Origin of the sequence: Limnohabitans sp. DCL3, from assembly GCF_048019295.1 — a bacterium.
GTDB lineage: Bacteria > Pseudomonadota > Gammaproteobacteria > Burkholderiales > Burkholderiaceae_C > Limnohabitans_A.
Map to the genome: position 1 here is coordinate 2,834,567 of NZ_CP171842.1, position 12,661 is coordinate 2,847,227.

The following is a 12,661-nucleotide window of genomic DNA, read 5'->3' on the forward strand; positions in this document are numbered from 1 at the left end:
GAATGCGATCACATATGATCGTTATCCCTGATGGCCATTTCCTTGAAAAGCGTTACAACAAATGCCATGACCATGGCACTCAATCCCCGACAACAGGCCATGCTGCAGCAGGTGCGTGAGCACGGCAGCCTCAAAACCGAGGCCCTGGCCGCCCAATTCGACACCACGCTGCAAACCATTCGCCGCGACATCCAGCGCCTGACAGAAACGGGCGCGCTCGAGCGCTTTCATGGTGGCGTGCGCGCCATTGACAGCAGCGCGCGCAACACGACCTATGCCCAGCGCCAGCGCACCCATGCCCAGGCCAAACAGCGCATTGCACGCACCGTCGCCGCCGCCATCCCCCCCGGCGCAAGCCTGTTCATGAACATTGGCACCACGGTGGAAGCGGTGGCCAGCGAACTGCTGCAGCACGCCGACCTGCGCGTGATCACCAACAATTTGCATGTGGCCCAAACCCTGACCGCCAACCCCCACTGCGAAGTGCTCATGGCCGGCGGCACGGTGCGCCACGAAGACCTGGGCGTTGTGGGCGAAGCCGCGTTGTCGTTCATCCGCCAATTCAAAGTCGACATCGGCCTGATCGGCATCAGCGGGATCGACGCGGACGGCACCTTGCGCGACTTTGACATGCGGGAAGTCATGGTGGCGCGCGCCATTGTCGAGCAGTCGCGGCAAGTCTGGCTGGTGGCCGACCACAGCAAATTTGGCCGTGCGGCCATGATCGAGATGGCCCCCTTGAAAGCCCTGCACACCGTGTTCACCGACGCCCCGCTGTCGCCCGAATTTGACCAACTGCTGCGCGACCAATCCGTGCGCTGCGTCGTGGCCGCCGCGCCAGACAGCGCGCCGGCTCCCCACCTCAGAGACTTGACACCATGACACACCCGGCCTATTTGCTGGCACTCGACCAGGGCACCTCCAGCTCCAGAGCCATCGTCTTTGACGACCGCGGCCACATCGTGGGCACCGCTCAACAAGAGTTCGCGCAAATCTTTCCACAACCCGGCTGGGTCGAGCACGACCCCACGGCCATCTGGCACAGCCAACGCGACACGGCCCAGCAGGTGTTGGCCCAATGCGGCCTCCAACCCTCGGACATCCGGGGCGTGGGCATCACCAACCAGCGCGAAACCACGGTGCTGTGGAACCGCCGCACGGGCCAAGCCCTGCACAACGCCATCGTTTGGCAAGATCGGCGCACCGAAGCGCTGTGCCAACAATGGCGCGAGCAAGGCCTGGAGCCGTGGGTGCAGCAGCGCACCGGCTTGCGCCTGGACCCCTACTTTTCGGCCACCAAGCTGCGCTGGCTGCTCGACCACATCCCCGGCGCACGCGCCCAAGCCCAGGCCGGCGAACTGGCCTTTGGCACGGTGGACAGCTGGTTGATCTGGCAGCTGACGGGCGGCCAACGCCACAGCACCGACATCAGCAACGCCAGCCGCACCCTGCTGCTCAACATCCACACCGGTCAATGGGATGACGAGTTGTTGGCCATGTTCGACATCCCGCGTGCCGTGTTGCCGCAAGTGCAGGCCTCGGTCTCTGAATTTGGCCGGGTGCAAAACGGCTTGCTGGGGGAAGGCGCAGGCCCCCCCATCGGCGGCGTGGCGGGCGACCAGCAATCGGCCCTGCTCGGCCAAGCGGGCTTGCAAGCCGGCGATGTGAAAAACACCTATGGCACCGGCTGCTTCATGCTCATGCACACCGGCGCTGTGGCGCTGCAAAGCGACAACGGCTTGCTCACCACCTGCGCCGCCCAAGTGCAAGCGCAAGCGCCCATCGACTACGCCCTCGAAGGCAGCGTGTTCATCGGCGGTGCGGTGGTGCAGTGGTTGCGCGATGGCCTGCGCGCGATTGCCCACAGCCGCGATGTGGAGGCCCTGGCCGCCAGCGTCAGTGGCAGCGAAGGCGTGGTGCTGGTGCCCGCCTTTGCCGGCTTGGGTGCGCCCTACTGGCTGCCCCATGCCCGCGGCAGCATCCAAGGCCTCACGCGGGGCAGCACCGTGGCCCACATTGCCCGCGCCGCGCTCGAGAGCATCGCGTTGCAAAGCACGGTGCTGCTGCAAGCCATGCAACAAGACGCACGGCAGTTGGCACAACTGCAAGTGCGCGCCTTGCGCGTGGACGGGGGGGCCTGCGCCAACAACTTGCTCATGCAACTGCAAGCGGACCTGATGGGCTTGCCCGTGATCCGCCCCCAAACCACCGAGACCACGGCCTTGGGCGCGGCCTTGTTGGCCGGCTTGCAGCAAGGGGTGTTCACCCACCCCGGCGAGTTGCGCGAACGGCTGGCCACCGAACGCGTTTTTGAACCCCAATGGAGCCGCGACCAAGCCCAGGCCAAGCTGGCCGCATGGGACGCCGCCGTTCAGCGCAGCTGACGCTTGGGGGCGCACGCCCTGCCCCCCCCTCACCCCATCCCGCGCCGCGCGCTCAGAGCTGCTCGATGCGGATGCCCTGCTGGCGCACCACTTTTTGCCAGGCGCTCAGATCGCTGCGAATGAACTGGTCCATATGGGCCACACCTGCGGGCGCGACATCCAGCGCATCGCTCTTCAAGCGGGCCTGCACATCGGGCAAAGCCGTCACGCGCAGCAAGGCCTGGTTCAGGCGCTCGACCACCGCACTGGGCGTGCCTTTGGGCGCCACCAAACCAAAATAGTTCAAGGCCGTCAAATCGCCCAAGTTTTGCTCGGCCAGTCCAGGCACTTGCGGGAACAAAGGGTGCCGCTGCCCCGTGGTGACCGCCAGCGCTTTGATGCGCCCATCGCGCACGAAAGGCGCCAGGGCCGGGATGGTGCCCGTCAGCACATGGATTTGACCGCCCACCAAGTCCACCGTGGCCGGCGCAATGCCCCGGTAAGGGATGTGCACGATGGACACGCCCTGCTGCGCCTTGAGTTGCTCCAGCACCAAGTGGTTGATGCCCCCCGCGCCGGCCGAGCCGTAATTGAGTTGGCCCGGGCGTGTTTTGGCGTACGCCACCAAATCGGCCAAATTGTTGACCGGCAAGTCCTTGTGGCAAGCCCACATCAAAGGGCCTTGCGCCACCATGCTGATGTTGGAGAAATGCACCAAAGGGTCATAGCCCGCTGTGGGCAGCACCGTGGGCACGGTGGTGTAAGGAGCGGCCACCAACAGCAGGGTGTACCCGTCGGCCGCACTCTGGGCCACCCACTGGGTGCCCACAGCCCCCGAAGCCCCGGTTTTGTTGTCGACCACCACCGACACCTGCAGCTGCTCCCCCAGCTTTTGCGCCAACAAACGCCCCATGGCGTCGGTGCCCGCCCCCGGCGCGAAGGGCACGACGATCTTGATCGGCTTGTCAGGGTACTGGCTGGCACGTGCGCCAGCGGCCAACAGCCCAGCCCCGGCAGCGGCCGACACCAGCATGCGGCGGCGTGACCACCCGCCTTTTGCTGGGCGCGGGGCGGGGTTCAACAACTTGGTGGAAGGGTTCATGCGCATCTCCTGTGAAGCTCCGCATTTTCACAGCCTTGTGTGGCAAGACGGTGACGCCTTGGTGAACACCAGCGGCTTTGAAATGCCTCGTAAGTGCGCTTGCTCAGGCTGTAGAAAACAACGTCGTCTACCCCTTATTATTTCCAGCAGCCCGGGTGATCTGCTTGTTTGCGTCAACCCAGCCCACATTGAATGCGCCGAAAGGAACAGACACACTCAAGGCGTTTTTCCATATCAGCAATTGCGCACCGTTGTTGTTTGCCTTACCGCAAAACACGGAAAACATGTCCGTCAGCTAACGCTGACGGGCATTGGCTTGAAGATTTCTTTTTTGAGTGCGACAGGCTCGGGTCCAAGTTTAGAACCGGTGGTCAACGCCCAACTTAAATGTTCTTCTGCTGGTGTTACCCAGCTTGTCATAAATCCAGTCAAGGTTCATCTTGGTCTGCTCATTGATTGAGAGGATTTCTAAACCCAACTCACCTCCTGAACCACAGTGATCGGTGACTTTAATCGCACTGACTTTTTCACAAAGCAAACGGGGAGAAAAACGCACGATACCTTTGTTCGAGTTACCAACAGAGGTGGGCACCCGCAACTCTGGTCTGAACAGCACATCAGATACAGTCACCTGACCTGCATTCATCCGAAGCGTATTGTCTGTCAATCCATAGGCCCGGCCCGCAAAACCCACCTCGCCAATTTTGTTTTGACCATACGACCACGACAACTCTGGTCGGAACTGCAACGACTGGTAGTCGATAACACCCGTCAACGCTCCTCCCAAAGCTGTTGAGCGCGTGGTGTAGTTACTGGAGAGAGACAAAACTTCGTTGGCCATCGCCAAGTCATTTCGACCTTGAACGTAACTTGCAAAACCATTCAAATAAAGACCTTTGTTGATTCGGTATAAACCGCTCAAACCCACAGTCAAGCCAACTCTTTGGTTATCACCCTTGAAGGTGGTGCTTCCGATATCGCTGGAAGCGAAGTTCCCACCCACAAAGTAACTCAACATAGCGCGTTCGCTCACATCATGCTCGCGAACCCAGCGAGCGCTCAGCGTTGCGGTTTGGGAGCCGACCCTCTCACGCAAGACGGTGAAGTCTCCCCAAATGATCTCCCGAGTCTGTTCTTGCTCATTGGCCTTGAGGCCGAAAAATTGGCCTTGCACGGATTGAGGTTGCGGTTGCGTTTGAACACGGGTGTTGTCCATTGAAGCCGTGCCATTAACACCGAAAGAAACGTTGCGATGCTTTTTATGACAATCGTCAATCAGTTTTGGATCTTCATCAAGGTCTTTCAGGCAAGCCTCAAGGGCTTGATCGGCTTGAATCATGCGATCACGGGCGTTTTGCACCATTCGCTTGTTAACGCCAACCGTGGTCCGCAACTCTCGCTCTGCCTCCGAGATCAGAACTTGACGGATCTCGGCGGAGTATTTCTCAAACTCCGAGGCTGGACTACCCGCCAATACACTGTATTCATTGGACAAGCTATTAAGATTGCGCGCGCCATCCATTGCGACGTTCGCAGCAACATTGATATGGACATATTTCCCCATAACAGGATTGATATATGCAATATATTCAGAAGGTCCGCCTTCAACTCGAGTAACGGCACCATTGGTTATGGAGATATCTCCTGAATCAAAATTCCACACCGGCTCATTAAACTTTACCGTGACTGCAAATGGTCCAGTTTGGACCTCGCTTGGACCAATGACTTCAACAGTTGGCAAAGCTGTATCAACCTTCAATGCATATGCTTGCGAAACCACTGAAGAATTACCAGCACGATCCGTGGAACCGGCTGTGATATTTGACAAACCGTCGGCCAAGTCAGTAGGAAATGTGTAAGTCCAATCACCACTGGAATTAACCACTGTTTGCCCAACATAAACCCCGCTCTTATAAATTTTCACAGTCGAGCTAGGTTCTGCTGTACCCACTATTGTTGGCCTCTTTTGCGAAGTCAAATCATTGTCAACAATGCCTGTTGATGACGATGAAGACAAACCAGTGATCACAGGTACATTGGGTGGTGTCAAATCAACGACCGCAGACATCACGCTGGACAATGATGAAATGTTTCCAGCAACATCGACTTGTTTAAGAGTAATGTCATGTGGCCCCTCACTGATTGGTGCAGCGAACTGGTAACTCCAATGACCACTGGCATCAGCTTGTACCGTCGTGACCCTTGTCCCATCCAAAAATATTTCGACTTGTGCGTAGGGTTCTGCATCCACACCCGTTAGAACTGGACGGGTATTGTTAGTGATATTGCCCGTGCTCAAAGATCCAGTAGGTGACGCAACATGCGTATCAACCTTGACAACCAACGCAGCTGTACGGACTGACGAATTGGCCGCCGCATCGGTTGCATCTGCCGTGAAAGAATGCGGACCATCGATTAAGGAACTGGTTAGCGTCAAGGACCAATTACCACTTCCATTTGCAACGGTCGTACCCACCAAGCTCCCGTCTTTGTAAATCGACACAGTCGAACCTGCTTCCGCAGCACCGTTCAAGGTCGGTCTATTTTGATTGGTAATTAAGTCAGTCGTCAATCCACTGTTGGAAGCATTATCCAAAGTGATAGGCCCAATGCTTGGCAACACCGTATCAACGGTAATTGGGAAATTCGATGTCTGGGGAGACTCTCCATTACTGTCCTCAGCGGTTGCGGTGATATTGACAATGCCATTCGTTTGAGAAGGCATTGTGTAACTCCACGCGCCAGAACCATTCGACGTTGTACTGCCTATTTTCACACCAGCCACATAAATATTCACCGCAGTATTGGCTTGAGCCGAACCGTAAATCACGGGAGCAGTAAAACTGGTCACAGTATCGGATAAGCTTCCAGAGTTCGTGGCATCGGTCAAATCCGTGATGGATGGCGACGGAGGTCCCATTGGCGTCGCAACGACAAATGTTCCGGAATACTGCCAACCAAGATTCATACCAGATGCTCCGTTGGTCAGCTGAAACGTCATTGGATGAAGGTACCAGTTCCATGCAGAGCCTCCTCCTTCCTGAACACCACCGCTGATGGTGTAGAGATCAAAGATACACGCTTTGGATGGTTGGCCAAAGACGACACCAGCACCTCCAGGAGCCCACGCCTGTGAACAACTCTGGGCTTGTGAAGAACTACCGTACCAAGGCATCAGCGCCAAGTCTGCTGTAAGTGCCGCATAGGTGACTTGGGGGTATTCTTTGGTCCCAAGTTTGTACACCCGCCCACTACTGGGATGCGTCCATGTTTTGGTGGTCCAAACAGGATCTGCTGCCCCCGCATCGCTTACGAGAAAAATAACAAAAAACAAGGTTTTAAAATATTTTTTGAAGTACAAAGTCATTGCAAATCACTCAAACAAAATGATGGCTCGTATTCTGGTCAGAAAATTGCCAAATATTCTAACTATAATCATATCCTCTGAAAATACACAAATTTTGTCAAAATGAATCGATAGACTATGATGCTTAAACCCCTTGCCCGCAACACCTGATACCCGGGAGTTGCCGAGGTTTGACCTAGCGCAGGGTCATGCCTACGCAAAGTTGCTCATACAGTTGCATGAGCTGCCGTTTGTGGATCGGCGCTGAACACAGCCTTAAGGGTGAACCGACACCAGCATGCGGCGGCGTGACCACCCGCCTTTTGCTGGGCGCGGGGCGGGGTTCAACCACTTGGTGGAAGGGTTCATGCGCGTCTCCTGTGAAGCTCCGCATTTTCACAGCCTTGTGTGGCAAGACGGTGACGCCTTGGTGAACACCAGCGGCTTTGCCGCCCCCTGCCCCGAAGAAAGGTGCCGGGCCCACAGGCCCATGCACCGGGGCCACAGCGCCAGCGCGCAGGCGTAAAAAAACCCACCGCGTTGCCACGGTGGGTTTTTTGAACTTTTAACCATCAGCTGGCTTGCGCCAGCGTCAAATTAGAAAGTGTGGCCAACGACCAAGGAGGTCTCAGTCAGGTCAGCACCAGAAGTAGCCGAACGGTCGATCTTGTTGGAGATCAAGGAAATGGCTGTGCGCTTGCTCAGGTTGTGGCGGTAGCCAACAAATGTCTGCTTGACGTCATCACCGAAGTATTCGTTGAGCGAACCAGAAGCGCTGCGCTTGCCGAAACCAGCAGACACGATGCCAGCGCCGATGGGCGCAGCCACGGTCAGGGCCATGGCATCGCCAGGGTTCACGCCCGAAGCCAATTTGATTTGCTGCGATGTCAAGCCCACTTTGGCCACACCCAGGTCATAGCTGGCCAAGACGGTGGTCATCTTGTAAGCGCCGACGGCAGCGACTGCTGCGCTGTAAGTGGCTGCAGTTGTACTTGCAGGACCTGCGCTAAATGCGGTAGTGGCGAAAGTGTTGGCAGCAATACCAGCCAAAGTTTGCTTGCTGTCAGTCACGTTCACAGCAGCGGCCAAGGGGCCGTTGGCGTATTGCAGTGTGAAGGACGTGGTGTCTTTGGTGGCAGCTGTTGTGCCGTCCACGCCAGCCAAAGCGACAGAAGCGCTGAAGCCGTTCATGTTGGGCGAAGAGTAAGCCACATAGTTGCTGTACGCGTCACCGTAGATCACGCGAGCACCTTTGTCACCCGATGCGCCAGCGCCAGCAGAGATGCCGGACAACACAGGCATTTGGCTCACGTCACCGATGGCACCCCACAGACCACGCACAGCCGAAGCACCGCGACCCACGAAGGCGGTACCGAAACCACCGCTCAAAGACACGTTGGCACCGCGGTCACCCAGGGTTGTTGCAGCAGCAGCAGCACCAGCGTTGTTCAGTTTGGTTTCAGCGAATGCGCCGATGGAAGTTTGCAACTGGAAAGCAGCCTTCAAGCCACCGCCCAGGTCTTCAACGCCGCCGAAGTTCAGGTTGCCGGTTTGGCGAGCGATTTGTGTGCCAGTGGAAACGGTGCCAGTTTTGGAAGTACCCACCACCAAGCCGTAGCCGCCAGACAAAGTCACGTTAGATTGTGCGAAAGCAGCGCCAGAAGCTGCCAAAACAGCCAGAGCAAACAGTTTTTATTTTTCCTACAAAATTCCGAAAAGATTAAAAGAGCGCATCAAGGTTCTTCCAACCTAAAAGTGATGCTTGTTGCAAACCTGCTGGTGTACAACTTGCGAGTGTGCTGCATGTCTTTTTATCAACGTGGCTGTGCACGGTGCAGCACGGCAACGACACGGCAAGACTGCGCCTGTAAATCGCTTCAACCTTTTTTGTGCGCGGTTGCATTTGCGATGTACAACAGTACGCTTGAGTCATGCATACCGTTTTTACCGCCGCAGCAGCCAACGACCCAGTGCTGCGCACTCAAGCACGTGAGCGCACAGTGCCAATGCCTTCAACCATCACGCCAGTGCCTGGTTATCCCCGCAAACTGAGTGTATTCAAAATGGCAGCCAGCAAGTTTTGGCAAGTGCGCTGCTGGATTGCGGGACGTACACACAGACGCAGCACACAAACGCAAAGCCTGCGCATGGCACAAAGCTTTGCACGTGACTTTTATGAACAACTGATAGCGCAGTCTGTCAGTTTGTGCACTGAGGCAACACAAACACCAACATCAACATCCAGTGTCGTTTCTCACGTCACCGCCACAGTCAAATCACAGCTGACCTTTGCTGCAATGGCAGCGCAGATGATCACAAATGAACAGGCTCGTGTTGAGCGCGGTGAGTTTTCAGCAGGCAGCTTGAAAGTTCTGCGCAACAGACTGGATGCACACATCTTGCCGCGCTGGGGTAAACAGCAAGCAGCGGACATTGACCACGCACAGCTGCTGGCATTCACGCAGTACTTGAGCAAGAGCTTTTCAACCATCACAGTCAGCCAGTACTTGGTTGCAGTGCGCAAGATCATGACTATGGCTGTTGCAGTTGGTGCACTGGACAAACTGCCAGAGTTTCCCAAAGTAAAGGTACAAACCAACTCGCGCGGCGCATTCACGCCCACAGAGTACTGGCAGATCATGCGCACTGCTCGCAAGCTGCAAAACACACGACACCCTGACAGCGACAGCAAACTTCGCAAAAGCTATCGCTTGCGCTCAGCTGAGTACACCATGCCACCAGATGTTGCGTGGTGCATAGGCTTTATGGTCAATAGCTTTATCAGACCCAGCGACTTAAAGACACTCAAGCATAGACATGTGGAAGTGGTACGCAACGGCAATACCTACCTGCGCTTGAACCTACCCAAAACAAAAAGTCATGCAAAACCCATCGTTACGCTGCAACCTGCCGTTCGCATTTACCAGCAAATCACCCAACACTACGCAGCCAAAAACCTTGCAGCACCAGACGACTACTTGTTCTTGCCGCACCTGCGTGACCGTCAATATGCACACTGGGTGTTGGCGTTTTATTTCAACTGGGTACTGGCACGCACAGGGTTGAAGCTGGGCGCGCACGGACAAGAGCGCAGCCTGTACAGCTTGCGCCACTCAAGCATCACATTCCGCTTGCTGTACGGACAAGGTATTGACTTGCTGACATTGGCACGCAATGCACGAACCAGTGTGGACATGATCAACCAGCATTACGCCAGCACTGTAACTGGCGAGCAGAACATTGGCATGCTGCAAAGTCGCCGCACTCGCCAGCACAGCACATCCGTTACTTCTTGAATCCGTCACGCAGTTTCACACTGGCGCTTTCAATCTGCGTGTCCAGTTCACCATTGCGCACAGCATCAATCACCGTGTCCAGCACTGTGCAAAGATTCTCAACTGTGCCAACTTCAATGGCTGTTTTTCCTTTTTGCAACTCAATCTGTCGACTGCCATAGTTGATCGCCAACAAACATTCGCCCTTCTCGCCAGTCCAAAACCACGGTTTGATGCGAACAGGTACTTGTTTAACAACCCGTGCGCCAGTGTCAGCATCTGCGAATGAGCGAAAGCGTGTGGGCGTGTAGTGCTGACCTTGCGCTTGTGCAGCTGCCAGCATGCGCTGCTCGCCCAGTTTGATCAGCAACTTGTTGCGGCGTTTGACAACATCAGGCAGTGCACGTGTCTTGCGGGCTGCGGTCAACTTCAATGTGTTCAAGATGGCGGTCATGTGCTTTTCCTTTCAAATGTTTGTAAAGCACAGACTATTTTGTGATCATTTGACAGAACGGACGACCTGAAACCCGCGAATATGGCGGGTCATTGGTTATGTATGACACGAGGTGACGTGCCGCACGACACACAACGTCCAGTTACGGGACGATGGTTGTGACCCTGCTGGACTTTTTCGCTGCTGTGAGCGCATGCTGCGCCTTGCTGATTTTTTGGCGCTGTCGTTCTGCAGCCAGTGCATCCGCTGCCCTGTCTTTGGTGCCTTTAAGGCTATCAATGCGCTGCTGCTCTGGTGTTTTGGGCGTGATGTTTTCTGCAAGCGTAGGGCTGGTCACGATGCTGTTCCAACCATATTGGTACTGAAGCAGCAAGCGTGCATGAACTGAGCTTTCAGCATGAACAACCGTTTTAACAACGGCGCCTTTGACGCGAATGGTGGCAATGTAATCGTGCATTCTTTATTTAGCCAAATATCGCCATGAAAAAAATCAGGTCTTATTTGGCTGGACTAAATACTTTGCACATTGCAGAAGAGGAAAACTGCACTGGCAAAGTCACTACTGAAAATGAGCAGCACCCTCAATCGTTAGGTGCCCTACAACTGGACATTGGTGTCACAGGGATTGGAAATTCTGAGCAGTAGCAGAGACTTGTTGTCACTACCCGTTGAGGATGATGTTGGATGTTGCAGTCTGATTGGCACAAGAAGGATATCAAGCACAAAGATGGCAGGCTCATACGCCTGTGCATCACGAGCAAGCTCTGCTTACACAGCACCTTGCAAACCCTGCACACAGTTGGCACTTGAGCTGTGTGCAGCAGTTGCGTTTCATTTGAAGCTGCACATAAAAGGAGACCGCGAAACCGCCCTTACCCGTTGGGTTGTGCACAAGTGCTGTGGTAACGAACTCATCGAAAGTCCGTAGCCCATGACTGAGCCTGTTTGCATAAGGCTCAGTGTGGGTTGAATCTATCGAATATCCCTCGTGCAATACATGTTGAACTCTTTGAAAGCTTGAGAGATTGGATTTCAAGAAACAGGTGATGAGCAGATCATGAGCGACAGCGAATGAGATCTGCGACAGCACAAGCGAGCATGGCTCGCTTCCACAGTGACACTGGCATGTGAGTGAACATCACACAATAAATGGCATGCCACGCACCAAGCAAAACCCATCAAATGACAGCTGCGCCAGCAGCACTGTTTTGCTGGCGCAGCCGTCAGCAGGCAACTGCCCACACCTCAAATCAGCGCTGTGCGCAGCGATTGCCCTGACCCAGCAACCAATGTAGCTGAAACCCCGCACAAGCACTGCAGCGTTGTTTTGCGCAGTCGCTGTCGAACTGTGGCGCTGATCCCACACAGAGCATGCAGCACGACATAAATACAGCACCAAATGAAAACACGATTTGATTTACCACGTTGAAATCATTGAGGATTTTTGTCCCGCCATTTTTTCGGGACATTGGTCGCCCAAAACTATCAAACCAAACACACTAAAAGGACTGCAACGATTTGAATAACACCACACTCATCATGAGCCAAGCCAAAACACTGACCCCACAAGAAATCGATCAAGTGCTGCACTACATCGCCCCGCGCAGCTACGCTATGCGCAATCGCGTGATGTTTTTGACAGGCTTGTGGTCTGGCATGAGGGTCGGCGAGCTTTCAAGTCTCGCAGTTGGCGATGTGCGCAACACAGACGGCAGCGTACGTGCAGAAATACGTCTGACAGCTGAGCAGACAAAGGGGCGACACCCGCGTACGGTGTTTCTGCCGCAGAAACTGCGCGATGAGCTACAGGTGTATTTCGACATGCGTGGTAATGTTCCTGCAACCAATCCCTTGTTCATCACTGCAGGACGCAAGCGCTTCAGCGCCAACGTGATGGCGCAGCACTTTCACTACCTGTTCAAACGTGCAGGCATTGCTGGTGCCAGCTCACATTCGATGAGGCGGAGTTTCATCACACTGCTGGCATCACGTGGCATAGGCGTGCGTGTGTTGGCTGAATTGGCAGGGCACCGCAGCATTGCAGTGACCCAAAAATATATCGACGTCAACGATGACATGAAGCGCAACGCTGTGGAGATGGTTTGATGCGAGGTGTCGTGT

General features: G+C 55.2%; 9 protein-coding genes. 4 read left to right on the top strand and 5 right to left on the bottom strand.

Going from position 1 to position 12,661, the window contains the following annotated elements:
- Nucleotides 1-72 precede the first annotated feature (72 nt).
- Both ACHEXK_RS12730 and glpK read left to right on the top strand, forming a co-directional pair.
- Complete coding sequence (locus ACHEXK_RS12730) at nt 73-882, top strand: DeoR/GlpR family DNA-binding transcription regulator (protein WP_416548946.1); 810 nt, start codon at nt 73-75, stop codon at nt 880-882.
- Nucleotides 879-2,384, top strand: a complete 1,506-nt coding sequence (glpK, locus tag ACHEXK_RS12735) for a glycerol kinase GlpK (protein ID WP_416546696.1) — start codon at nt 879-881, stop codon at nt 2,382-2,384. Before ACHEXK_RS12730 ends, glpK begins: the two co-directional genes overlap by 4 nt.
- A gap of 52 nt (nt 2,385-2,436) precedes the next feature.
- Here the strand turns inward: glpK and ACHEXK_RS12740 are convergent, their stop codons facing one another.
- From ACHEXK_RS12740 to ACHEXK_RS12750, 3 genes are all read right to left on the bottom strand, one after another.
- Nucleotides 2,437-3,465, bottom strand: a complete 1,029-nt coding sequence (locus ACHEXK_RS12740) for a tripartite tricarboxylate transporter substrate binding protein (RefSeq protein WP_416546697.1) — start codon at nt 3,463-3,465, stop codon at nt 2,437-2,439.
- Nucleotides 3,466-3,823: 358 nt separating this feature from the next.
- Nucleotides 3,824-6,832, bottom strand: a complete 3,009-nt coding sequence (locus ACHEXK_RS12745; RefSeq protein ID WP_416546698.1) for an Ig-like domain-containing protein — start codon at nt 6,830-6,832, stop codon at nt 3,824-3,826.
- 576 nt (nt 6,833-7,408) lie between these two features.
- The gene (locus ACHEXK_RS12750; protein WP_416546699.1) at nt 7,409-8,482 is read right to left on the bottom strand and encodes a porin; all 1,074 of its coding nucleotides are present in this window, start codon (nt 8,480-8,482) and stop codon (nt 7,409-7,411) included.
- A gap of 260 nt (nt 8,483-8,742) precedes the next feature.
- On the opposite strand from ACHEXK_RS12750, the gene ACHEXK_RS12755 reads away from it, so the two are divergent.
- A complete protein-coding gene (locus tag ACHEXK_RS12755; protein WP_416546700.1) occupies nt 8,743-10,107 on the top strand; it encodes a hypothetical protein in 1,365 nt (454 codons plus the stop codon).
- Here the strand turns inward: ACHEXK_RS12755 and ACHEXK_RS12760 are convergent.
- Together ACHEXK_RS12760 and ACHEXK_RS12765 are read right to left on the bottom strand one after the other, a co-directional pair.
- Nucleotides 10,097-10,540, bottom strand: a complete 444-nt coding sequence (locus ACHEXK_RS12760) for a DUF6641 family protein (RefSeq protein WP_416546701.1) — start codon at nt 10,538-10,540, stop codon at nt 10,097-10,099. The two genes, ACHEXK_RS12755 and ACHEXK_RS12760, sit on opposite strands and share 11 nt — an antisense overlap.
- 142 nt (nt 10,541-10,682) lie before the next feature.
- Nucleotides 10,683-10,997 carry a hypothetical protein gene (locus ACHEXK_RS12765; RefSeq protein ID WP_416546702.1) on the bottom strand — a complete coding sequence of 105 codons (315 nt, stop codon included), beginning with the start codon at nt 10,995-10,997 and terminating at the stop codon, nt 10,683-10,685.
- Nucleotides 10,998-12,079: 1,082 nt separating this feature from the next.
- Between ACHEXK_RS12765 and ACHEXK_RS12770 the strand changes: the two genes are divergently transcribed.
- Complete coding sequence (locus ACHEXK_RS12770; RefSeq protein WP_416546703.1) at nt 12,080-12,646, top strand: tyrosine-type recombinase/integrase; 567 nt, start codon at nt 12,080-12,082, stop codon at nt 12,644-12,646.
- Nucleotides 12,647-12,661 lie beyond the last annotated feature (15 nt).

What these genes read in the sequence shown, in the direction of transcription:
- ACHEXK_RS12730 (WP_416548946.1), top strand. Translation starts at nt 73, where the DNA reads ATGGCACTCAATCCCCGACAACAGGCCATGCTGCAGCAGGTGCGTGAG.
- glpK (WP_416546696.1), top strand. Translation starts at nt 879, where the DNA reads ATGACACACCCGGCCTATTTGCTGGCACTCGACCAGGGCACCTCCAGC.
- ACHEXK_RS12740 (WP_416546697.1), bottom strand. Translation starts at nt 3,465, where the DNA reads ATGAACCCTTCCACCAAGTTGTTGAACCCCGCCCCGCGCCCAGCAAAA.
- ACHEXK_RS12745 (WP_416546698.1), bottom strand. Translation starts at nt 6,832, where the DNA reads ATGACTTTGTACTTCAAAAAATATTTTAAAACCTTGTTTTTTGTTATT.
- ACHEXK_RS12755 (WP_416546700.1), top strand. Translation starts at nt 8,743, where the DNA reads ATGCATACCGTTTTTACCGCCGCAGCAGCCAACGACCCAGTGCTGCGC.
- ACHEXK_RS12760 (WP_416546701.1), bottom strand. Translation starts at nt 10,540, where the DNA reads ATGACCGCCATCTTGAACACATTGAAGTTGACCGCAGCCCGCAAGACA.
- ACHEXK_RS12765 (WP_416546702.1), bottom strand. Translation starts at nt 10,997, where the DNA reads ATGCACGATTACATTGCCACCATTCGCGTCAAAGGCGCCGTTGTTAAA.
- ACHEXK_RS12770 (WP_416546703.1), top strand. Translation starts at nt 12,080, where the DNA reads ATGAGCCAAGCCAAAACACTGACCCCACAAGAAATCGATCAAGTGCTG.